The organism is Pseudoalteromonas sp. S3785 (assembly GCF_005887365.1).
Lineage (GTDB): Bacteria > Pseudomonadota > Gammaproteobacteria > Enterobacterales > Alteromonadaceae > Pseudoalteromonas.
Window position 1 is genome coordinate 21,435 of record NZ_PNCT01000053.1, and the last position, 22,884, is coordinate 44,318.

Consider the following 22,884-nt stretch of genomic DNA (forward strand, 5'->3'; position numbering starts at 1 on the left):
AATTTTGCTCTTTTTAAAATTGAAGACTACGTTTTAATCAGTGTAAAAAACAAGAAGGGTGTCTTATGGCAATTGCAAGAAAGCGACAAGTAAGTTTGGTTGATACAAAATACTACCATTGTATTTCACGGTGTGTTCGTCGTGCTTTTTTGTGTGGAGAAGACCGTTTTACTGGTCAATCTTACGAGCATCGACGAGGGTGGGTTGAGGATAAGTTGCTTGAATTAGCTAAGGTATTTTGTATCGACGTGTGTGCTTATGCCGTTATGAGTAATCACACGCACTTAGTACTGTATGTAGATGATAAAAAAGCGAATAGGCTAAATGATAAAGCGATTATTATTCGCTGGCATAAACTCTGTAAAGGAACATTGTTAACACAAAAATACATACAGGGTGAAAAGCTAAGTAAAGTTGAACTTATCTTTTTTAATCAAACAGTAAAGCAATACCGAGAGCGCCTATCAAGTATCAGCTGGTTTATGCGGTTGTTAAATGAAAACATTGCTCGCAGAGCAAATAAAGAAGATAACTGCACAGGGCGATTCTGGGAGGGAAGGTTCAAATCGCAAGCATTACTAGATGAAGCAGCACTTGCAGCGTGTATGGCCTATGTCGATTTAAATCCCATTAGAGCTAAAATGGCTAACAAACCAGAAGAGTCAGACCATACCAGTGTACAAAATCGCTTAACATGCGCGGCAGAAGGTAAACAACCTAAGCAGTTACTACGTTTTGCAGGTATGCCACGTCAGATTATGCCTAAAGGGCTGCCGTTTGAGCTTAAATCGTACCTTGAACTCGTTGAGCTAACAGGGCGAATAATGCGAGAGGATAAGCTTGGGCATATAAATAATATGACCATTCCTTTGTTAGAAAGGCTTAATATATCGCCAGAAAACTGGTTAAAACTTACCACACAATTTACGCGCGTATTTCATGGTGCAGTAGGGAAGCCCACTTCACAAGCAAGTTACTGTGAAAATTTAAAGCGCAAACGGCGTTCAAATATTAACAATTGCGAAAAGCTACTCGCATAAATTAAAAATTACTCAGTAAAAATTAAAACTGCAATCTTGCAGTTATTATCATGCGTGTAATTCAGGTTTGAGAATGCCACTGACTTATTTATTGGATGTCAAATTTAATAATTATGAGATTTAATAATTATTAAAAACGCCAATTAAAACAATATCAAACACTTCAATCTTCTGTGTAAAAATACAGTAATCAATTGAACCAAAATAGGAACTCAGCTATGGTTTGTTAATCAATAAAAACAAATTTAATAACGAGTTAATTTACAGGCTCATCATATGCCTAAAAGGGAGTTTTAAACAATGAAGCTTTTTCTAATACCATTATCAATCGTTGTTCTTTGTTCTTGCGCTACAACATCAATTCCAGAAGCTACAAAAACGGAAATGGATAGTGATATAAAAAGATATCTAAATTATAGGAATCAGAAAGCTTATGCAGTTGCCGTGGAAAAAGACGGCGCATGGGTAAGTGGCTATGGGTATGGATATCCGAATCAAGAACTCGCCAACAAAAGAGCTTTACTAGAGTGCGAATTACAAAAACATTCTCGTAAAATTAGTGCAGACTGTTTTGTTCTTTATGAAGATGGACGTAGAAAAAACGGCATATAACAAAATGCTAAACACGTTCACTGGGACAGTAACGCAGCGGCTCTTCGCAATTATGCAGCTACGTCACTGCTCGTTAGCTTTACAAGGAATATTTGGTGTTTAATAGGATAAAAGTAGCGATGTCAAAGGGGGTTTGGCAAGCTTTGGCGGTAATCATAGTCATGCTATTAGCTGGGCCAGAAATAATGGTAAGTATTGAACTTATGGCCATGGTCGAAGTGCTTGGGGCTTCTACCTTTGTAGTGATGTATCTCTCAGGTATTAAGCTGTTTTTCTCAAAGGTTTGGGATAAATATAAAAATTTTGAAAAACATTCTTTTTTCTTTTTCCCAACTTTTCCTGTTTTAAAAAAAATGCCATCACTGATAGTTCATTCTATTCCTGAGCGGACTGTGGTTTTAGGACTTATTACGTTTATTACTGTTGCAATGTCAATATTTTACATACAAATTTTAATTTAGTTTAGTAAAGCTAAGTAGCACTCTGAATCAACTTTGCTAAATATACGCTTGAGCTTATAAGCCCTTTAGTCGCTATACCCACCAGCGCGCTTATTTTTAAATAAGTGCGCTGGTTTTAATTACATAGCTGGTTTTAAAGTAAGCTTTACTACCCTAATAGTTCTTTTCTTACTATTTCAGCGCCTTTGCTCAATGCATTAAGCTTAGCGTTTGCAACTTCGCGCGAAAGTGGCGCCATGCCGCAGTTTGTGCAGGGGTAGAGTTTGTCGGCATCTACAAACTGCAGGGCTTTGCGTAAAGTAGCGGCTACTTCTTCGGGTGTTTCTATTTCATTGGTGGCAACATCAATAGCGCCTACCATTACTTTTTTACCACGAATGAGTTCGAGTAAATCCATAGGTACGTGCGAGTTATGACACTCAAGTGAGATAATATCAATATTTGATTGCTGTAATTTAGGAAAAGCTTCTTCGTACTGCCGCCATTCATTGCCCAATGTTTTTTTCCAATCGGTGTTAGCTTTTATACCGTAGCCGTAACAAATATGCACTGCGGTTTCGCATTTTAACCCTTCAATTGCGCGCTCTAAACAGGCAATGCCCCAGTCGTTTACTTCATCAAAAAATACATTAAACGCGGGCTCATCAAATTGGATAATATCTACGCCTGCGGCTTCGAGTTCTTTGGCTTCTTGGTTGAGTATTTTAGCAAATTCCCACGCTAGTTTTTCGCGACTTTTGTAATGGTCGTCATATAGTGTATCTATCATGGTCATGGGGCCGGGTAGTGCCCACTTTATAGGTTGGTTAGTTTGCGAGCGCAAAAACTTAGCATCTTCTACAAATACGGGTTTTTGGCGGCTAACAGGGCCCACTACGCTTGGTACACTTGCATCGTAACGGTCGCGTATTTTTACGGTTTTTCGTTTTTCAAAATCAACACCGTTAAGGTGCTCTATAAATGTAGTTACAAAATGTTGGCGTGTTTGCTCGCCATCGCTCACTATATCAATACCAGCGAGTTGTTGTGAGTGGAGTGCAATGCGCAAGGCGTCATTTTTGCCTTCAATCAGTTCATTGTTTTCAAGCTTCCACGGCGACCAAAGAGTTTCTGGCTCTGCAAGCCATAAGGGCTTTGGTAAACTGCCTGCGGTAGAGGTAGGTAATAATGTTTTCATAATAAGAGTGACCGTTTTTTAATAAAGTTAGACGTTTGCCGTTGTTAATTGCTCAAGTACCGATTTATACGGTTTTATAAAATGCTCTTCGGCAAATTTACCTTGTTCTGCGGCTAATTTACTGCGTTCATCTCTGTCGTAAATAATTTGCGTGAGTGAATGGTCGGCATTTTTTAAATTAGGCTTAAAGGCATTACCCGCTTTGGCATTGGCGTTGTATATTTCTGGGCGATAAATTTTTTGAAATGTTTCCATTGTGCTAATGGTGCTTATTAGCTCAAGGTTGGTGTAATCGTTTAGTAAATCACCAACAAAAAACAATGCAAAAGGGGCTGCGCTATTAGCAGGCATAAAGTAACGCACCTGTAAGCCCATTTTTTTAAAGTATTGCTCTGTTAACGAGGATTCGTTTGGTTGGTATTCAATGCCTAATATAGGGTGCTCGTTAGCGGTGCGGTGATAGGTTTTGTTATCTGACACACTTAAGCAAATTACCGGTGGCTTTTTAAAGTGCTGTTTATAGGTGTTTGAACTTACAAACGACTGAAACAACTTGCCATGTAACTCCCCAAAATTATCAGGAATACTAAATTGCGCTTTATTTTTATTATGTTGCTGAAGTAACACGCTAAAGTCGTAGTCACGTACGTACGATGAAAAGTTATTACCAACAATACCTTCTATGCGCTTATTTGTTTTGTTATCAACAATATTTGTTTTTAATATTTCTATAGAAGGAAAGCGTTGGCTGTTTTCATCTAAACTAATATCTACAGAAATAATCTCAAGCTCAAGGTTGTAGCGCTCACCGGTGGGGTTATCCCAATTAGCAAGGGTGTTAAAGCGGTTGTTGATCATATTGAGCGCTTTTTTTAAGTTTTGTTGGCGGTGCTCGCCTCGTGCTAAGTTTGCAAAATTAGTGGTAATACGGGTGTTTTCAGCGGGGTGGTAGTTTTCATCAAGGCGCTGACTTTTAATATTAAATGTAATGTTTTTATTCATGGTGACTCTATCCATTTTGTATATTTAAAACCTGAGCCTTTGGTGTGCTCAAAAGATGGTTTTGTAATAAACAGGCTTAATGCTTATAAGCGCTGGCCGATGGATAATTTATACGCTGATCGGTGTTTTAATAAAAACGGTTTAATTTCACATAAAACATGAGTTTGATTCATTTATAAAAATCAATGCTGTTACTGAGAGAACATATCTCTGTGTTTGAGCATGTAAAACAATTGCGCAGCATCTAAATTTTAGATGTTTAGATGTCTAGGTGGATTTGTTGTGGTGAATTCATGTTGGGCATTAATAAAATTCAGGCATGGCCGTAACCCTTATTTTAATTAGGGCTTAGTATTACCGTTTTAAAATTACTGTCATTTTTAAAGGCGTGTTATAGCCAGTTATTCATTATAATAGCGGTAAAATGGGGTTTATTTTTAATGCAACAACTAAAAGAATACCTGCAGGCATCTATGTGTTGTTCATCTACGCTTAGTTACACTGATTTAACTAACTTGATAATAATAAAGATGATAATGCACGGACGTTTAAATAAATGAATAAACTAAAAAATCTCATTACACAATTTATAGTGGCAATGCAAAAACGACCAGGGCTATTGGCTGTATTGGCGTTTTGCTCAGGTGTTGCAAGCTATGTAATGGTTGATAGAAAAGAGTCGTTCTCGCAGGTTATTGCTATCGTTTTACTTATTAGCTGGTTTTGGTTGATTATCGATAATTGGCTACGCGATAAAGTAGAAGAGCGTTTTGGGGTGGCGGTATCTCCCAATGTAATGCGCTTCGCCCTGCAAATGGTGCAGCAAGAAAGCCTATTTTTTGCATTACCATTTTTTTTAGCGGTTACGCAATGGGAACACCCACAAGCACTTTTTACATCGCTGATTGTTTTGTGTGCATTAATATCGGTAATAGATCCATTTTACTATAAAAAATTAGCTAAAAACCGCACACTATTCACAGTATTTCATAACTTTGCATTATTCGTGGTTTTACTTGTTACCTTGCCTATTTTATTAAACCTAACCACGAGCCAAAGTTTAGCCATTGCACTTGTAACCTCTGTGCTAATTACTTTACCTAGCTTAGCAAACTTAATGCCTGATGCGCGCTGGTGGCGTTTTCCTATTTTAGTTTTAATTTTATGCGCAATAAGTGCTGGAGTTTGGCAGCTTCGCAGTTTTGTACCGCCGGCAGCCTTGCGTTTAACCGATATTACCTTGGCACACAAGATAGATGTAGAGCATAAAAAACCGTTAGGCAGCATTGATACTCTTGATTTATGTACACTTCATCGTGAAGGGCTGTACACGTGGACCGCAGTAAAAGCGCCACGAGGTTTAAACGAAAAGATATTTCATGTATGGATACACAATAAAAAAGAGATTGATAGAATTACGCTCAAAATTAATGGTGGGCGAAAACAAGGCTACAGAGCATGGACGCATAAAGTAAATTTTCCGCATAATGCTCAAGGTAAATGGCAGGTAAAAGTGGTAACCGAGTCGGGGCAACTTATAGGGCTTACGAAATTTATTGTTACACCTTAAGGCTATAAATAAACTGATAAACAAATTTAAATTTGATACGCTATTTTTAAATTACTTAATGGATGAGTGTTATGAGCATTGCTTTAGATATTTTTATATGGCTAATGATAGAAACCATTTTAGGGTTTATTTTGTACTCTACCGGCTGTGCAATTTTAAACGTATTCACCTTTGGTAAGTTTAAAGCTGATATTAAAGATTATGTGAGCTTTAAGGCAAATAAAGCTAAAAATGTTTACTTAATATGTTTACTTGGTTTTGGCTTTTACGCAGCGTTAATTGGTTTTGTTGCTTATATAAACCAATAACTTAGGTTTATAAGTATATGAAGTTTAATAAGCTATTGGTTATAGCGGGGCTTTTAAGTTTTATAGCGTCACTTTTACATATTGCCTGTATTTTTGGCGGCCCTGATTGGTATCGCTTTTTTGGTGCTGGCGAACACATGGCGCAGTTGGCTGAGCAGAGAAGTACGTATCCTACCTTTGTTACTTTAATTATATCAGCCATACTTGCTATATGGGGCTTGTATGCGCTCTCTGGCGCAGGTGTTATTTTAAAGCTGCCTTTATTAAAAACGGCTTTGGTATTAATCACTGCAATTTATTTAGTGCGCGGTATTGCAGGTTTAACCATACCTTTTTTAACTACCAGCCAAGCCATTCATCATAACTCTATGCAGTTTTGGATTATAAGCTCAGTTGTATGCAGTATTTATGGGCTGTTTTATTTATTAGGTACGCTTAAATATCTTCGCACAAATACATAATACCAATCCGCAATAATATTTAATCATTTTGCGGGGCTAAACGTGTCGCTATCTGCGTTAAAAAATTCTCATTTAGAACAACTAAATAGCGAATTTTTTGCCTTGCTATCAACACGTTTATCTATCCTCAAAATAGATCACTTACCTATGCGGATTGGTATAATTAATGTTATTTACTGATGTAAGGAGTCGTATGAGTCACGATCACAGCCATCATATTAGTCATTATAACCGTGCATTTGCTATCGGTGTTTTACTCAATCTTATCTTTGTATTAATAGAAGCAGGCTATGGCTTTTTTGCTAACTCATTAGCGCTTTTAGCCGATGCAGGGCATAACCTTAGCGATGTTGTCAGTTTATTGCTCGCATGGGGCGCCAATGTGTTAGCTAATAAAGCGGCAACTAACAAACGTACCTTTGGTTATAAAAAATCTACCGTATTAGCATCGTTATTGAGCTCTGTTTTACTTATAGCTGCACTTATCAGCATAGCTTGGCACGCGATTGAGCGTTTTAATAATCCTCAGCCGGTTACCGGCATGACGATTATTGTGGTTTCGCTTATTGGTGTAGTTATTAACACATTAACTGCATTGTTGTTTGTACAAGGGCAAAAGCACGATTTAAATATTAGAGGTGCTTTTTTACATATGGCGGCCGATGCTGCGGTGTCTCTAGGTGTGGTTATTGCCGGCATTGTTATTTTATTTAAAAACTGGCAGTGGGTGGACCCTGTTGTAAGTTTGAGTATTGTAGTGATTGTGTTTATTGGCACATGGGGATTATTTAAAGACTCGCTCAATTACGCCACCGATGCCGTCCCTAAAAATATTAGTATAGAAAAACTAAAGCAGTATTTTTTAAGCATTGAGCATGTTGAAGGTGTGCATGGTTTACATGTGTGGCCACTAAGTACCACAGAGTCTGCGCTTATTGTTCACCTAGTAACAGAGAACAACGCATTAAATAACGACTTTTTAATTGAAGTACAGCACCATTTACATGACCACTTTGATATTGAACATGCCACCATTCAGGTTGAAAGCAGCCAGGGGAGCGAAGGTTGTATGTTTAACCATGGGCATGCCCATGATTAAACGTTGATTAGTTTTAAAAAATCAACCCTGATAGCTTGTAACAACTTAACGAAAAAATAAGTAGTAGCACGGGTAATATAACTACATTTAAAAGTGTTGAGTTGGTGTATTTGCCCATTACCGTTTTTTGGTTAACTAACCACACCAAATACGCGGTAATTATGGGCAGTAGTAATCCATTTGCAGCTTGTGCAAATATAATCACCGCAACAGGGTCAAGCCCCAATGAAGCCACAAAAGCACCAAAAGCTAAAATAGTAATGGCGACTGTTTTAAAACGGCTGTTACTCATTTCGCTTGACCAGCCAAGCATGCCACATACAGCATACGCGCCAGCTAGTGGGGCTGTTATTGCGCTGGTTAACCCTGCAGAAAATAAACCAATAGCAAAAAAGTAGTGCGCTGCTTCGCCAAGAAGTGGCTCAAGTTGTACGGCCATATTTGCTGCACTAATTTTACCGGCATCGGTGCCATAAAAGGCAACAGATGCGGTTGATAAAATGGCAAGGGTGATCACACCACCGAGCGTAATAGATAAACCTGTGTCTAAATTAGTTTGTTTAATAACAGTGTCTTTATCACTTTTAGAATGATCTTGCGCTGCTAAAACACCAGAGTGCAAAAATAAGTTATACGGCACTATGGTTGTGCCAATTAGGGCAAGTACTGTTGTAATTGAGCCACTTGGCATTGTAGGTATAAACCCAGTAAGTACCTGAGTAATGGGTGGCGCAGCCATAATTAATGTAGATATAAATACCAGGCTCATAAGGATCACCAGCAGTATTAATGCGTTTTCTACCACCTTGTGCTTACCACTGTATAAAAGAATGGCACTACATACAGCAATTACGGGTGTCCATATTTGTGCACTTACCCCTGGGAAAATACCAACGAGCCCCATACTTGCACCACTGAGGTTTCCGGCTTCATAAGCAGCGCTGCCTACACCAATTGCACTTATTACTAAAAAGCTAGCAAGTGCTTTAAGATAAGGGGTTTTAATGTGAGCACGTAACGCTTGCGCTAAATCTTGCCCTGTTGCTACGCCTAATCGAGCAGCCATAGACTGCAACAAAATAGTGGCCATAACCGAAAAGAGTAATGTCCAAATTAATGCAAATCCAAAGTTTGCACCGGCAACACTTGCCGTGGTGATTGTTCCGGGGCCAATAAATGCAGCTGTTACAAGTAATCCTGGGCCAAATCGCATACTGTTACCTTAATATTTGCTTTTAAATTTAGAACAACGTTTTATTACGTTGAACCTAGATTGCTGCCACTATATGTGCCATGCAGCGAGAGCCCCACCTTGGCTAATTTTTATAACAGGGTTATCAAAAAGCCGCGTAGGATACCAACTTATAAATAGATTTAAAGAGCCAAATGTTTACTTGCTGGTAAATTACACAATACGCTTAAATTGTATTTATATTTCAGCAATGTGCATAATCTATCCTACCCATAGATTGTAATACGAGCAAATAACGGTACATTTAAAAGTGTGAGCTATTTGCTAACCCTGCCGGGTCTGTAGACTTTTCAAGGTTAAAATTGCAGTAACCTATTTGGTATTTAGGTAAGTGTTTGAGCAGGCTTCGAAATCCTTTCGCGGTTTTTATTTATTATTACATGAATATAAGAGATTAGAATAACTTAGCCGCAGTTATTTAGGGCACTGGGCTTCACACTTCACGCTGCGATTAAATAGCCCCTAGTTTGAACTAATCTTAATCCGCAAAGGTCATCAAAGTTCAATCAAAATATGTTGTTATTTAAATGATCCTTTTCTTTTGATCTAACAAGACTTAATCCATAAAGTGTAATAAGTTTTTAAATAAAGAGGCATTTATGAAATTTTTAGTTTTTTTAGGCACCATCAGAGATAGCACGCCACCTAAGCCAGCTCGGTTAGGTGAACGCGTGGCTAAGTCGTGCCTTGAATGTTTAAACGAGCGTTACAGCGAGCACGAGTTTGAGCTTATAGACGCGCTCGATTTTCCTTCTGAGGATGTATTTAAGCCTCATTTTGCCTATGCAAAAAGCCAAGCTCCTGAACATTTAACAGCTTTAGCAGATAAAATTAGTCAAGCTGATGGCTATATAATGGTAAGCCCAGAGTACAATCATAGTATGAGCCCAGCATTAGCTGATTTATTAAATCATTTTGGTAGCTCGTTGTTTTCGTATAAGCCAAGCGCTATTGTCACCTATTCGGCAGGGCAATGGGGAGGGCTTAGGGCAGCAATTAGTTTACGCACTTTTTTATCTGAGCTTGGGTGTTTGCCGGTTTCAGCGATGATTCATATACCTAAGGCGCAAGAGCGACTAAATAACGATGGCTCAACGTGTGAGAGCGAAGATAAAAAATCTTGGTTTAATTATTATTCGCGTACTTTTAGCCAACTTATGTGGTGGGCACAGGCGTGCAGTCAGCAGACTAAACGTGTCGATCCTCACAGTATGCTTAAAAGCTTTAAGACAGATCCATCTGAGCGAAACGCACCTTAATGTTGTAACAAGGTGCGATTTATATGGTTACTGTATTTATATACAGTATATTGATCGGTTAAAACAACAAGCTAATTGATAAGCGGGCTGTGCGAGGTTCAATTGGATGAAAGTGGTTATCTTCAACACCTTGCGCAGGCTCGCCCGGTAGGCGCGAAGCGTAGTAGTAATCTATATCGTGATCGGTACTGTTAAATAAATTGAGTAGTTCTAGGTCGATTTTCCAGTGCGTTTGTTTATAGCTAATAGCACTATTGACTACCGTTAATGGGTTTGACCGTTTATCACCGTCATCCGTTAATGTACGTTTACCAATATGGCGTACTCTAATTGATGACTGCCATTGATCACTTATATGCCAGTTTAAACGTGTACTTGCTACTACCGGCACAGCCCCTTCTATGTAGTTATTTTTGTCATTAATATCTAAGCGAGAATGCGTAAACGAGGTTTCTAAATCAAGACTAAACTTGTCGTTTATCCAATAATAAGCACTTAGCTCTAACCCATAACGTTTAGATGCATCACTTGGCTCTGTATTACCGGCATCCCCCACAAATAATAGCTCTGAGTCGAGGGTTAACCACCAAAGTGCAGCCGATATATTATATTTTTTATCATCAGCAAAGCGTAATCCAATTTCAGCGCCTTCACTTTTTACTAATAGGTCGACTTGCTGTGCCGGTTCTTCTGTAATTGGGTCAATTGTAATTGTAGAGCCTCGTGCATCGTTAGAATGAAATGATTGACCCCAATTAGCATAGGCAGCGAGCAAATCAGTGAAACGGTAATTTAAGCTTGCTTTAAAATTAATTAAATCATCGTTTGTTTTACCTGAGTTTACAGCAGTAATACTAGTAACGTTTGTGTCAAAATAGTCGTACCTTACACCCGCGGTAGCCTCAAATTTTGGTGTAAGTAAAAATTTAGACTCCCAATAGGTTGAGTAACTAGTTTGCTTGAGTGCGTCTTGCCTTACTGTACTGAGTCGTTTTCTGGCTTTTGTGTTATACAGCCCTACGTTATCAATGTCATCGTGGCGAAGCTCAATCCCTGCAGTATGTTGCATGTTTATAGCTGGTGTTTGCGTGTCGAATTGATAGCTTACATGGGTGCCATAAATACTGCGGCTATCTTGCTGATTAAATTGATCGCCATTAATTGGATCATTTAAAAAGTAACTAAAATTAGAATACAGGTTTAAATCGTAATTGATAATATAAGCGCTGGCTTGAACATGCCCGCTTTGCCAGTTAGTTGATAAACTGTAACGGCTAGAATTGCCACCAAGGGTTGTATCAAGCGAGCCTAATTGATTTATTAAACCTTGCGTTACAGCCCGCTTAGGAATTTGATCGGCTGAGTTCCATGTATTGTCATAAGCCATTGCACTTATTGAAAGCTCCCCATTTAACGCTTTACCGATATAGCGTAAGAGGGCATTTTTTTTATTCACGTCTTCGTTTATTTTGTCCCATGGGCCGTCGTAACCTTGCCATTCAGCTGCTGCAATGAGCCTGCCTGTTTTTAGGTTTGTAGAGCCAAGTACTACAGCACGCTTATAATTATCTTCTCCTATGCTAAGCTCGATTTGTTGATGCTTTAAATTGTCAGCCAATTTAAACTGTGCACTCCCAGCACTTGAAAAGTCACCTTGTGACGCACTGTATGACCCTTTTTGATAATTTATAGTTGAAATAGCTTCTGGGATAATAAAATTAAGATCGGTATAACCTTGGCCGTGACCATGGCTTCGCATATTGATAGGCATGCCCTCAATGCTGGTGGCAAAGTCGGTGCCATGATCTAAATTAAAGCCTCTAATAAAATATTGATTCGCTTTTCCAGAGCCACTGTGCTGAGTGACTGCCATACCCGGTATAAGCTCTAACATTTCAACGCTTCTGAGCATCGGGCGTTGCTGTATTTCACCTTGGCCAATAATGCCGCTCGAGGCACTTATAGAGTTACCAATTAATCCATCTCTATGCCCATACACTGTAATGGTTTCAATATTTGCGTAGCTAGCTGTGCAATAAAACGCGCTTATTGAAAGTATGACTACATTTTTCATGACTAAAATCCCTATGTATTGCTATCTATAATAAGCTGATAGTTTAAATACGGCTTAGCGGGTTAATTGGATGCGGTATTTGTTAAAAAGGTGTATTAGTTGTTGTGAATGTTGTGTGTGATCTCGCCTATAAGCATAGGTAAAAACAGCTATCGGGCTATTGTAATCTGCCTATATAACACTAATAATCATCTGGCTAACTCACTAATTAACGAAAACGACAAAGAGCCTGTATTGAAAGCCAAAGAAATTCGTAATTTTTATATTAACGAAGAGCAGTCTATTTATTTGCTCTCTCACCGGGATGCAAAAAAACATCGTCAATGGCTTAATATTTGTATTAAGCAATTGACCGCACTTGGCTATAAAAATGTTGAGATGATTGGCTCAGGCGCGTTTGGGTTTGTATTTGCTGGCACTGACGAAAATAATTTACCTTGGGTGTTTAAGTTCTCGCGTATTACGCTTGCCCAAAGTGTGCGCGACCGCCTAGAAGACGAAGCGTATATGCTCTCGCAAATTAATAACCCGCTCGTGCCAACCTTTTATGCGTTTGAGCGTATAAAAAAGCAAGGTATTTTAATGATGGCCCGCGCCATTGGTGAAGACCTTGAAAAAGTATCGCTAAAAAAAGGGCGTTTTAGTGCCTCCCATATTATGCAATTAGCGGTGCGGCTGCGAAATGTATTAATTGATCTTCGTAATCATAAAAATGGTTTAACCCCTCAACCTATAGTGCATGGCGATATAAAACCTTCTAACTTGGTGTGGGATGAGCAAAGCGATGCGCTGTCTTTAGTTGATTGGGGAAGCTCTGTTTACGCACAGGTTGATAGTAATGGCGAGCCTATAGCCAGTAATTTTATGGATTTAATGTCGGGCGATTTAAGCACTACTAATGCCAGAATGGGCGATGTGTATTTTATAGGTGATGCGCAAATGTCGGGTGAGCAGTCATCCCCGCGCTTTGACGAGCAAGGTGTTGCCTCAACGTTATATGCACTTGCCTCTGCTCAATCATGTCGTTTTGGCGCGCAAGCCATTCCTGCAAGCTCGCTTGGTTTACCCAAGGAGCTTGCCAATGTTATTGATGGCATGCTGTCTAAAAATAAAACCATTCGTGATGGTGCAGGCGATTACTTTATGCGTAACATTACCAAAATGGCTAAGGCTTATCTGCCTGAGCTTAAAAAAGAGCAGCCGCGTCCTGCTATTCCGTATTGGTTTGGCAAAGGCGATAAGCCCGACACCGTAGTATATAGCTCACGCAAACAGTTTTTACGCCAGGCCGATCATAATCAGCAACTACTTGATGTTAACGATGCGCAACTAGACCGCTACTATAAAGAGTTTTTGTTTGATACCGGGGATACCGAAAAAGCCTTTTTGGCTTCTATTAGTCGCTTAGCTAAATACCCAGTTGTGGGTGGATTGAGTTTTCATTGGAAAGATGAGTCGTTGTTTGTTGAGTCATCGCTTATTATGCATGATGAAAGTTTAAAAACAGCCTTTACCGATGCCATTAATAATACCGTGATGCTTGCACAAGCGATAAGTCAAAAAGGTTTATTTAAGTGTTGTTTATTTGATGCGCGTAAAACCATTCAATTAGAGCGAGATGGAACAGGGGCGTTTAAGTTTGATAATCTTCCTGAGCTTGATTATGAAGTTGTCAGTATGAAAGCCAATGAAATTGCACGGCCACATTCTTATTTTGAAGACGGTAAAGACCCTGATGAGCAGCTGCAATTGCCTAAAAAGGTAATTAAATGCGTGTTTGAGTTAAACCAAATTCATCATACAGGGTGTATTATTTTTGAAGCCTTGCCTGATAGAATGAAAATACATCATTATTATCGCTTACTAGATGAAAGCAAAGAAGCAGAGTTTAAACGGTTACTTAATAAATTAATGCAGTATGCTGTGAATATTACTGATGTGGGGGTAGCAGGATTTATGAAGCTTCCTTATAAAAACACTCGCGAATTTTCGCTTTGCGAAAAACAACCAGATAATTTCTATCCTAAAAACCCCAAATTATTAGCACAGTAAAAAGGGCAGCTTAATAGTAAGTCTGCCCTTGGCTACTTAATTGTTAGTTTAAAACACTGTGCTAAAAGGTGTACGGGGTGTAACAGCGAATTGGTGACTCAATTTTTGCTGTTTATTATTGGCGGTAATGTGGTATTTGTTTAAATCAGAATTTTTACTAAATAACCTAACATTTAATTTAAGCTGCTTAGTTATAACTGGCACTGTATAGCGGCCTGTAATCGTTATGTGCTCAATATTATTAGCATCATCATGCGACACTTCAGGATTTAATAATAAGCCCTCTAGGGAAAACTTATAAAGATGATCGTTTAAATAAATGCCTTGCTTTATGATTTTGCGGATTTGCTTTTTATGGGCGTTAAATTCATCCAAAGAGACTTTTTTGTTCAAATCGTCATCAAGGTTATTAAATGCCGAAATAGGCAACGAGAGAACTATAAAGGCATGATTATCAATCACGTTTAATGTTCCGTGTTGAGCCACCATTAAATGTGCATAAGCAACTGGAGCTATAACCATGTTAGCTACTAATATAAGCGCAACCAGTGCTTTTTTTTGTATATTCATCATACTCACTTTGCCTATAGTCTAATTTACAGTTCGCCTTTCACACAGCGCTGAAAAAACGGGTAAGTATCGGTTGCGTAGTAATGGTATATGCCTTGTGGGAATTCAGGGGTAACACCAAAGCGCCCGTTACACTCATCTAAATTGCCAGCGCCAGCTACATACTCCCAATCTTGTGCAAAAGTACCCAGAGGATAAATTTCGATAGAAGGGCGGTTATCGCTTACTGTACTAATATGCTGGTAGCTACCTGTCATCACTTTAAGCGGCGAACTGGCATCATCAGCGGTGCTGTAGCCATAACGCGCATAAATAGGAAACCCGTCAGCCGCCCATACAATTAGAGTCATTGTTGAGCTGTTGCCGCCTCTAAGGGTAACAAATCCCTCTGGCATGCCATGGTAATGATAGGTGCCATCGGGCTGGACATGTGCGTTGTTATCGTCTGTACCAAAACTAAAAGTATCTTGGCTTAGAGCTTCAATACTCCAGTTGCCACTATTATCGCCAAGCGAACATTTATCGCAGCTGCCGCCTGTACCAGCATCAATTTTAACGCCATTTAGTACTATGCCTAATACGCCACGAGGGCCGCCCATTAAGGTTGTGGTATCGCTTTGTATAGGCGTTAGCGTAAAGCTTTCACTCACAGTTTGTTCAGAAATGGTGTTTGGATTATCGGGGTTAGGGAACGTGCCTACATCATGATCTGGAATGCCATTAGCGATTACATCGCGTGTTGTCCCTGTGAATGCCCAATCAGCAGAGCTGGTGGTTTGCACTGGTGTAGAGTCGTTGTATTCATTGTAACTGTAATCACATAGCGCTTGTTCGGTAGAGCTGCTACCTGTTGCTGTTGTACTGTTACTGCTTGAAGGTGTACTTTCATCGGTAGCAGTTATTAGGCTTTGCTCATCACTACCACATGCAACAATAGAGCAAATTGCTGCGCTTAATAACGAAATTTTTAATAGTTTAATTTTATTAGGTAGTGAGTGATTCATTGTACACAGCCAATTAAGTACTAATTGACGCTATTTTTAATCTTAAATGTGCAAGAAATGTGCAAAAATACAACAACATTGAGTATGTATGTTAATGGATGATTTTACTTAAGATGTAAGTATTATAAAATCAGTGTTTTAACAGCCCAAAATAAAGAATGGTGTAATGACAAAATCAAAACCTGAGGTGTCAATTCAAAGCTTCGGCATTTATTCTACATGGGATAGTAAAAGTAAGACGCTGCCACAAATTGAGCAATTTACAACCAATGTTATTGCTAAGCTTGATGTTGAATTTGGTTTAATAATTAATATCAAAAAAGCCAAAGGGGAAAAACTCCACTTTTGTATTTATCACCCTGATATACCAGACAACAATGGTGAAATAATGCCGCCCTTTGCAGGCGTTGAATACATTAAAGAGAATGACTGGCAGTTTTATTTAGGGGATACGCTGTGGGAGCCTATTGAAAATAAATTAGGTGATTGGCGGATGACACTTACCCTGAACAATAAAATTATTGCTGATAAAACATTTAAAGTTGCGCTTGAAGAGCAAGGCTCAGTTAATTACTTTTGGCGCAAACGTGGTTACTAAGCCCTTATATTGCAGCGCTAAAAAAAGTCAATATACATTGGCTTTAAAAATATAACTTAACCTGGACTCTGGTTAAGAGATACACCAACATAATTTATCATGATGATCTTTAAGCTTAATTCTCTAGCCAGCGGTTTTCGGTGAAAACAAGGCGAATTTATGCGTCAATAGCTAGCCTATTGCAAGTAAATTCAACGCTTTTAGCGCTGAAAATAGCTGCTAGAGATAGATTTATTATCCAAAGTTGAGGTTAACTTAGTTACCCCACGGGTTACTGGCGTTTGAACGTTGCTTTCGTGCTCTGGCGCGTTGTTTAGTGGCCTTTTTTTCCATAATTCGCTTTGCATCACTAAAGCTTAGTTCGCACGGCTCCCCCGGTTTATGATCCGCAGGTATAACTCTATCTCGAGGCGGTAATTGATATTGTACATCGTCGGGTTTAGGCAAGTTTTTAAGACGGTATAGGTAAAAGTTATCTACCTTTTCTTGTGCCCATTGTGTTTTACGTAAAAATTTAACCGCCGATTTTATATCTGGGTTGTTTTTAAAACAGTTTAATTGCAAATAAGCGTGCAGTAGCTCCCACCCATATTGCTCAACCAGTTCTTCAACCACTTGCTCTAATTTTACGCCTTGCAGTGGGTTATTACTGTAAAGATCTTGGTTGCTCATAGGTGTTGCCTCATTAATAAAAATACAAATGTCATTATAAATTTAATAACGAGGCTTTAATAGATAAAATTGCTTAACTTTGGCAATTAACAACGACACGGCCGCGAATTTTACCGTCCATAAGTTGCTCGGCATTTTCAATGACTTGCTCAAGTGTAATTTCGGTTGAAATTTTATCAAGGTAATCGGCTTTAACTAAGCTTGCTAGTCTGTCCCATGCTTCGATTCTGTCTTTTTTAGGGCGCATAACGCTGTCTATACCAATTAAAGATACACCCCGTAAAATAAAGGGCGCTACAGAGGCGGGTAAATCCATGCCTTGGGCTAAACCACACGCAGTAACCACACCACCGTATTTAAGCGATGCACAAATATTAGCAAGTGTGTGGCTGCCTACCGAATCTATAGCGCCAGCAAAACGTTCTTTTTGAAGTGGCTTACCTGGGTTTGAAAGCTCATCGCGGCTAATAATTTGTGATGCACCCAGCTCCTTTAAGTAATCGCTTTGCTTCATTCTCCCTGTTGCAGCGGTTACGTTATAACCCAGCTGATTTAATAAATAAATGGCAAAGCTGCCAACACCACCGTTTGCGCCGGTCACTAATATTTCACCATCACTTGGTGTAATACCTTGTTTTTCAAGGGCAATAACACTGAGCATTGCTGTGTAACCCGCAGTGCCAATTTGCATTGCTTGTTTTGGCGAAAGCGCTGCAGGGAGGGGGATTAACCAGTCACTATTAAGCGATGCCTTTTGTGCAAGGCCGCCCCAGTGTTTTTCGCCTACACCAAAGCCATTTAAAATTACATTATCGCCAACATTAAATTCATCCGTACTTGTTCCACGTATTGTACCCACCAAATCGATGCCGGGCACCATAGGAAAGCTACGCACGACAGGGCCTTTACCTGTAATGGCTAGCCCATCTTTGTAATTGAGCGTGCTATAAAGTACATCAAGTTGCACGTTTTGATCTGGTAGGTCACTTTGCTGCACACCACTAAGCGCGGCAGCGTAGTTTTCGTCTTTCGTAATTACAATAGCTTTAATTGGGTTACTCATAACATATCCTTTTAGACCGATCGGTTTTTAATGGCTAAATAAAATGCGCATTAGGTGAGTAATGCGCGTAAAAACATTTCTGTATACAGTGTAAGGGGTTTGCTTGATTGGGTTAATTTAGCGCGCATAACAGCGCCTTCCCAGCCAATCCAAAAATATTCACTCATAAGCTTTGTATTAACAGATTTAGCAAGTGTGCCTTGTTGTTGTGCTTCATTTAAACACTGCTCAACTTGCTGCTGCCATGCTACATAGCTTTGTAACAAGCGGGTTTTAAACTCATCACTTAAATGGTTGAGCTCTTGATTTAAGTTTCCGACTAAACAACCGCGTTTGTACTGATATTTTTGCATGCCCATTATGGCACTTTGCGTAAAGTGTATTAAACGTTCAAGCGGCGGGGTACTGCTATCGGTTAAGTATTTTTTAAGCTTAGTGATAAAGTATTCATCGTAGGCATTTACTAAAGCAATACCAAACGCCTCTTTACTTTTAAAGTAATGATAAAACGAGCCTTTAGGCACACCGGCTTTTTTTAAAATGGTATCAAGTCCAGTTGCGCTAAAACCAAATTCAGTTAAGGTTTCTAGGCCAATCCGAATAAGATGCGCTTTCGTATCAGCGTTTTCGCGAGGTATTTTAGGGGGCCTTCCGCGCCGTGCAGGTGCCTGAGTTGTATTCATTATTAGTAACCTCTTATACCAATCAGCAATAATACTTAATCATTTTCAGGGGCTAAACGTGTCGCTATCTGCGTTAAAAAATTCTCATTTAGAATAACTAAATAGCGAATTTTTTGCCTTGCTATCAACACAGTTATCCATCCTCAAAATTGATCACTTAATTATGCGAATTGGTTTTATAGTCTTTTTTGTGTTAACCCATATTAGACCGATCGACTTTAATTAATCAAGCACTAATAGCAGTTGTTCAAAAATAAATCATTTGAACTGTTTTTTATTCAAAATTAAGAGTGCAATAAAATTGTCATGATTACATTATTGTAGGGAACTAAGCCAAAAATGGTGTGTCCGACATTAAGCACATAAGTGCATTTAAGCGGTTAGATAGCCGTATTGTAAATTAAATAAGCAGTAAGAAATTAAGTGGTATGACCACTGTGTTTTTATAAATGTTAAATTATTTTTGCATCAGCAGGTTAGTTAATGTCAAACAAATTAATTAATTTTGCTATTTGAATTTAACATTTTTATTAACTATTCATTAAATGTAGATTTCACTAATGCTACAAAATTTATAATTAAAAAAGGTGAGGATATTACCGATGAAGAGACAAAAAAGAGATCGTTTAGAAAGAGCTCATTCTCAAGGTTTTAAAGCAGGTTTGGCTGGGCGCTCAAAAGAACTATGCCCTTATCAGCAAATCGATCCTAAGTCTGAATGGTTAGGCGGTTGGCGCGAAGCAATTGAAAACCGAAACATGTACAAAACCTAATTCATCACAAAAGAATTAACGTAAAAAGGCCTCCATATGGAGGCTTTTTTGCATAAATATATAATATTAAAATGCGCTCGTATCTTGAAATAAGCCCACTTTTAGATCTTTTGCTTCGTAAATAACGCGGCCGTCTACTTCAACTGTGCCATCAGCCATGCCCATAAATAATTTACGCTTTATTACACGTTTCATATCAAGGCGGTACGTTACTTTTTTAGCTGTAGGTAAAATTTGGCCGGTAAATTTAACTTCACCTACACCAAGCGCACGGCCTAAACCGGGGCCACCAGACCAGCCCAAGAAAAAGCCAACCAGTTGCCACATAGCATCTAGGCCTAAGCAGCCTGGCATAACTGGATCGCCTTTAAAATGGCAGTCAAAAAACCAAAGGCTTGGGTCAATATCAAGCTCAGCTACAATTTGGCCCTTACCGTGCTCGCCGCCATCAGCAGTGATTGAAGTAATACGGTCCATCATTAACATGTTGTCGCTTGGTAAACGGCAGTTACCTTCACCAAACATCTCACCTTGACCACATAGGATCAAATCTTCTTTTGTATAGCTATTTTTAGGTTCCATAACACTTATCTTCGCTTAGAAATTGCCAAGTACTTTAGCGTACACTTGTACGCCAAACAACTCGGAGCAGTTGAAAAAAGACACTTTTTTGCGTGATTTATCGCCAATCAGTAGTGGAGACTGCTTTTTAGACCATAAAACCGCGCAATTATAATCAGAAATCATTATAATTACCCCTGACTTATAACCAGTTTAAAGGAAGTTTATGATCCTTTTTGTTAACTCACTAACAGTGATTGATTTTTCTTACTTATGTAACAAACGCGGCGCCGTTGGCGAGAGCTGGATTGTTGACTTAACGTTGCATGGCAAGCTAAACGAAGAGTCTATGGTGTTAGACTTTGGCTTAGTTAAAAAGCAAATTAAAGGCATAATTGACGACTGTTTAGACCACAAACTAGCCATTGCTAAAGGTTTAAATGGCACGGTACAAGAATTTGATACATACAAAACGCTCGATTGTACATTTGGTGATAACCACCATTTAGCCATGAGTGCTCCGCATCAAGCTTATTGCATGATAGATGCACCAGAAATTAGTGTTGAATCAGTTACTGAATTTTTAATCGACACTATTTTACCTAAACTACCAAGTAATATTGAAAAAATTGAATTGTCGCTAAAACCAGAGCACAGCCAAAGCTTTTATTATCACTACAGTCATGGCCTTAAAAAGCATGATGGTAACTGTCAGCGCATTATTCATGGCCATCGCTCGCAAATAGGTATTAGTTTAAATGGTATGTCTATGCCTCGCTTACAAAAGCAATGGGCTGAAAAATGGCAAGATATTTATTTAGCCACACGTGAAGACCAAATCGCTGCAAGCGAACTTAAACACATTAGTGCTAAAGGCGATGATGTGTGTTTTGCTTACACCGCAGCACAAGGCTATTTTGAAATGGCTATTAGTGAATCTCGTTGTGACATTTTACCCGTAGATACAACGGTAGAATGTATTGCTCAACACTTAGCAGAGCAAGTAAAGGCAGAATACCCAGACAAAGACGTAAAAATTACCGCTTATGAAGGCGTAGGAAAGGGATCGATTAGTTATGCTTAAAACTCTTTTAGCAACAGCGCTTGTAACCACAACTAGCTTTAGTGCATTAGCGCTTGAGCTAAAAGGGCACCTCACTCAAGGCGGCTTAGTGACAGGCAAGCTTGAAAATGTAAAAACCGTGTCGTTAGATGGTAAAACATTAAAGTTAACTCAAAGTGGGGATTTTGTATTTGGTTTTGGTCGCGATGCTAAATCAAAGCACACCCTTGAGTGGGTAGATAGTAACGGTAACACACACACGCAAGATTTAATGATCACTAAACGTGATTATAAAATTGATAAAATTACCGGTGTGGCAAAAAAATATGTGTCGCCCCCTAAAGAAGTAAGCGCACGTATTAGCCGTGAAGCGCAAGCAATACGTAAAGCGCGCGCAGTTAATTCTGATTTACAATACTTTTTAGATCCTGTACTTAAGCCTGCTCAGGGTCGTATATCCGGTGTTTATGGCAGTCAGCGCTATTTTAATGGCGAACCTCGACGCCCACATTTTGGTTTAGACATTGCTAATAAAACCGGTTCACCTGTATATGCGCCTATTAGCGGCACCGTGGTGTTTGCTGATCCCGACTTATATTACTCAGGTGGCACACTTATTATAGACCACGGACATGGCGTTACTTCAACCTATATACATTTAAGTAAGTTGGACGTAAAAGTAGGCGATACTATCACTCAAGGCGATAAAGTTGCTGAAATAGGTGCAACAGGGCGTGTAACAGGCCCACACCTAGATTGGCGTTTTAACTGGGAAGGCGAGCGCCTAGACCCAGCATTATTGATGCAAGATAAACTTGCTAATAAAAAGTAGAGACTATGACAGAAACAAACCGTGATGCAATTATTGCAAAGCGTATTAAAGACTCAACCACCTCGGTAACCAAAACTGTGTTTCCTGGGCGTACTAACCATCACAATACATTATTTGGTGGTGATGCTTTAGCATGGATGGACGAAGTAGCTTTTATTGCTGCTACTCGTTTTTGCCGTAAGCCCTTAGTGACTATTTCATCAGATAGGGTTGATTTTAAAGAAGCAATTCCAGTAGGTTCTTTTGCTGAACTTATTGCTAAAGTTGTTCACGTGGGTAATACCTCTTTAAAGGTAGATGTGGATATATGCATTGAAACCATGCATAAAGATGATAAACACTCTGCTATTTCAGGTAGTTTTACATTTGTAGCCGTTGATGATGACCACAGACCCACACCGGTTGTGTGCGATAAAATGATTTATGGCTTTGATAAGTAGAGCATCGGATAATATACCAATCTCTAAAAGCTATCTTCAGCGTTAATTGTGTTGAATTTACCTACAAAAAACAAGCCATAGATGCGTAAATTCGCAATTAAATAAGCACCTAATTAAGGTGCTTATTTAATTGTAGCAAAAGAACACATCATACTAAGTTTGATATATAACCAATCTTAGCAACTATAAAAATATATAAATTTAATATTCACAAGAGGAGGGATATAAAAAAGGCATGAAATACATGCCTTAAAAATA

At 38.9% G+C, this 22,884-nt stretch carries 24 protein-coding genes; 14 read left to right on the forward strand and 10 right to left on the reverse strand.

Annotated elements, in window-relative coordinates; genetic code table 11:
- Nucleotides 1-65 precede the first annotated feature (65 nt).
- The 3 genes from CWC17_RS13665 to CWC17_RS13675 all read left to right on the forward strand — a co-directional run bounded on the left by CWC17_RS13665 (nt 66) and on the right by CWC17_RS13675 (nt 2,113).
- On the forward strand, nt 66-1,040 hold the full coding sequence (locus CWC17_RS13665; protein WP_138613447.1) for a transposase: 975 nt from the start codon (nt 66-68) through the stop codon (nt 1,038-1,040).
- Nucleotides 1,041-1,340: 300 nt separating this feature from the next.
- Nucleotides 1,341-1,652, forward strand: coding sequence for a hypothetical protein (locus CWC17_RS13670; protein ID WP_055014764.1), 312 nt, complete (start codon nt 1,341-1,343; stop codon nt 1,650-1,652).
- Nucleotides 1,653-1,747: 95 nt separating this feature from the next.
- A complete protein-coding gene (locus tag CWC17_RS13675) occupies nt 1,748-2,113 on the forward strand; it encodes a hypothetical protein (RefSeq protein ID WP_138613449.1) in 366 nt (121 codons plus the stop codon).
- Between the two features lie 148 nt (nt 2,114-2,261).
- On the opposite strand, the gene CWC17_RS13680 is transcribed toward CWC17_RS13675, so the two are convergent.
- Together CWC17_RS13680 and CWC17_RS13685 are read right to left on the reverse strand one after the other, a co-directional pair.
- A complete protein-coding gene (locus tag CWC17_RS13680) occupies nt 2,262-3,290 on the reverse strand; it encodes a methionine synthase (RefSeq protein WP_138613451.1) in 1,029 nt (342 codons plus the stop codon).
- 27 nt (nt 3,291-3,317) lie between these two features.
- Nucleotides 3,318-4,292: a DUF1852 domain-containing protein gene (locus tag CWC17_RS13685; protein ID WP_138613453.1), complete on the reverse strand. Its 975-nt coding sequence runs from the start codon at nt 4,290-4,292 to the stop codon at nt 3,318-3,320.
- A gap of 556 nt (nt 4,293-4,848) precedes the next feature.
- Between CWC17_RS13685 and CWC17_RS13690 the strand changes: the two genes are divergently transcribed.
- From CWC17_RS13690 to CWC17_RS13705, 4 genes are all read left to right on the forward strand, one after another.
- Nucleotides 4,849-5,862 carry a DUF5924 family protein gene (locus CWC17_RS13690; protein WP_138613455.1) on the forward strand — a complete coding sequence of 338 codons (1,014 nt, stop codon included), beginning with the start codon at nt 4,849-4,851 and terminating at the stop codon, nt 5,860-5,862.
- Nucleotides 5,863-5,933: 71 nt separating this feature from the next.
- Nucleotides 5,934-6,170 carry a hypothetical protein gene (locus CWC17_RS13695; protein ID WP_138613457.1) on the forward strand — a complete coding sequence of 79 codons (237 nt, stop codon included), beginning with the start codon at nt 5,934-5,936 and terminating at the stop codon, nt 6,168-6,170.
- A gap of 17 nt (nt 6,171-6,187) precedes the next feature.
- Nucleotides 6,188-6,631: a hypothetical protein gene (locus tag CWC17_RS13700; RefSeq protein WP_138613459.1), complete on the forward strand. Its 444-nt coding sequence runs from the start codon at nt 6,188-6,190 to the stop codon at nt 6,629-6,631.
- Between the two features lie 193 nt (nt 6,632-6,824).
- Nucleotides 6,825-7,730, forward strand: a complete 906-nt coding sequence (locus CWC17_RS13705) for a cation diffusion facilitator family transporter (RefSeq protein ID WP_138613461.1) — start codon at nt 6,825-6,827, stop codon at nt 7,728-7,730.
- Between the two features lie 13 nt (nt 7,731-7,743).
- Here CWC17_RS13705 and CWC17_RS13710 read toward each other — a convergent pair whose 3' ends face one another.
- Complete coding sequence (locus tag CWC17_RS13710; protein WP_138613463.1) at nt 7,744-8,943, reverse strand: Nramp family divalent metal transporter; 1,200 nt, start codon at nt 8,941-8,943, stop codon at nt 7,744-7,746.
- A gap of 638 nt (nt 8,944-9,581) precedes the next feature.
- On the opposite strand from CWC17_RS13710, the gene CWC17_RS13715 reads away from it, so the two are divergent.
- Nucleotides 9,582-10,241, forward strand: a complete 660-nt coding sequence (locus CWC17_RS13715) for an NADPH-dependent FMN reductase (protein ID WP_138613465.1) — start codon at nt 9,582-9,584, stop codon at nt 10,239-10,241.
- 58 nt (nt 10,242-10,299) lie between these two features.
- On the opposite strand, the gene CWC17_RS13720 is transcribed toward CWC17_RS13715, so the two are convergent.
- Nucleotides 10,300-12,315, reverse strand: a complete 2,016-nt coding sequence (locus CWC17_RS13720) for a TonB-dependent receptor (protein WP_138613467.1) — start codon at nt 12,313-12,315, stop codon at nt 10,300-10,302.
- A gap of 234 nt (nt 12,316-12,549) precedes the next feature.
- On the opposite strand from CWC17_RS13720, the gene CWC17_RS13725 reads away from it, so the two are divergent.
- Nucleotides 12,550-14,367, forward strand: coding sequence for a protein kinase domain-containing protein (locus CWC17_RS13725; RefSeq protein ID WP_138613469.1), 1,818 nt, complete (start codon nt 12,550-12,552; stop codon nt 14,365-14,367).
- A 48-nt stretch (nt 14,368-14,415) separates the two neighbouring features.
- Here the strand turns inward: CWC17_RS13725 and CWC17_RS13730 are convergent, their stop codons facing one another.
- Together CWC17_RS13730 and CWC17_RS13735 are read right to left on the reverse strand one after the other, a co-directional pair.
- Nucleotides 14,416-14,940 carry a hypothetical protein gene (locus CWC17_RS13730; RefSeq protein ID WP_138541046.1) on the reverse strand — a complete coding sequence of 175 codons (525 nt, stop codon included), beginning with the start codon at nt 14,938-14,940 and terminating at the stop codon, nt 14,416-14,418.
- A gap of 23 nt (nt 14,941-14,963) precedes the next feature.
- Nucleotides 14,964-15,941, reverse strand: a complete 978-nt coding sequence (locus CWC17_RS13735) for a YHYH protein (RefSeq protein WP_138613471.1) — start codon at nt 15,939-15,941, stop codon at nt 14,964-14,966.
- 166 nt (nt 15,942-16,107) lie between these two features.
- Here CWC17_RS13735 and CWC17_RS13740 point away from each other — a divergent pair, with 166 nt between their 5' ends.
- A complete protein-coding gene (locus CWC17_RS13740; RefSeq protein ID WP_138613473.1) occupies nt 16,108-16,539 on the forward strand; it encodes a DUF3859 domain-containing protein in 432 nt (143 codons plus the stop codon).
- Nucleotides 16,540-16,794: 255 nt separating this feature from the next.
- Here CWC17_RS13740 and CWC17_RS13745 read toward each other — a convergent pair whose 3' ends face one another.
- From CWC17_RS13745 to acuR, 3 genes are all read right to left on the reverse strand, one after another.
- Entirely contained in the window at nt 16,795-17,211 is a 417-nt protein-coding gene (locus CWC17_RS13745; protein ID WP_055014778.1) for a VF530 family protein, read from the reverse strand.
- Nucleotides 17,212-17,284: 73 nt separating this feature from the next.
- Complete coding sequence (gene acuI / locus CWC17_RS13750) at nt 17,285-18,274, reverse strand: acrylyl-CoA reductase (NADPH) (RefSeq protein WP_138613475.1); 990 nt, start codon at nt 18,272-18,274, stop codon at nt 17,285-17,287.
- Between the two features lie 50 nt (nt 18,275-18,324).
- Nucleotides 18,325-18,957, reverse strand: coding sequence for an acrylate utilization transcriptional regulator AcuR (acuR, locus tag CWC17_RS13755; protein ID WP_138613477.1), 633 nt, complete (start codon nt 18,955-18,957; stop codon nt 18,325-18,327).
- A 602-nt stretch (nt 18,958-19,559) separates the two neighbouring features.
- Here acuR and rmf point away from each other — a divergent pair.
- On the forward strand, nt 19,560-19,730 hold the full coding sequence (rmf, locus tag CWC17_RS13760) for a ribosome modulation factor (RefSeq protein WP_004586522.1): 171 nt from the start codon (nt 19,560-19,562) through the stop codon (nt 19,728-19,730).
- A gap of 66 nt (nt 19,731-19,796) precedes the next feature.
- On the opposite strand, the gene fabA is transcribed toward rmf, so the two are convergent.
- Nucleotides 19,797-20,312: a bifunctional 3-hydroxydecanoyl-ACP dehydratase/trans-2-decenoyl-ACP isomerase gene (gene fabA, locus CWC17_RS13765; RefSeq protein ID WP_004586523.1), complete on the reverse strand. Its 516-nt coding sequence runs from the start codon at nt 20,310-20,312 to the stop codon at nt 19,797-19,799.
- 205 nt (nt 20,313-20,517) lie between these two features.
- On the opposite strand from fabA, the gene CWC17_RS13770 reads away from it, so the two are divergent.
- Genes CWC17_RS13770 through CWC17_RS13780 form a run of 3 tightly spaced genes read left to right on the forward strand, consistent with a single transcriptional unit; the run spans nt 20,518 to nt 22,626 of the window.
- Nucleotides 20,518-21,375 (forward strand): 6-carboxytetrahydropterin synthase, encoded by an 858-nt coding sequence (locus CWC17_RS13770; RefSeq protein WP_138541050.1) that lies wholly within the window; start codon nt 20,518-20,520, stop codon nt 21,373-21,375.
- The gene (locus tag CWC17_RS13775; RefSeq protein ID WP_138541051.1) at nt 21,368-22,186 is read left to right on the forward strand and encodes a M23 family metallopeptidase; all 819 of its coding nucleotides are present in this window, start codon (nt 21,368-21,370) and stop codon (nt 22,184-22,186) included. The genes CWC17_RS13770 and CWC17_RS13775 overlap by 8 nt, the downstream gene beginning before the upstream one ends.
- Nucleotides 22,187-22,191: 5 nt before the next feature.
- Nucleotides 22,192-22,626 carry an acyl-CoA thioesterase gene (locus CWC17_RS13780; protein ID WP_055014783.1) on the forward strand — a complete coding sequence of 145 codons (435 nt, stop codon included), beginning with the start codon at nt 22,192-22,194 and terminating at the stop codon, nt 22,624-22,626.
- Nucleotides 22,627-22,884 lie beyond the last annotated feature (258 nt).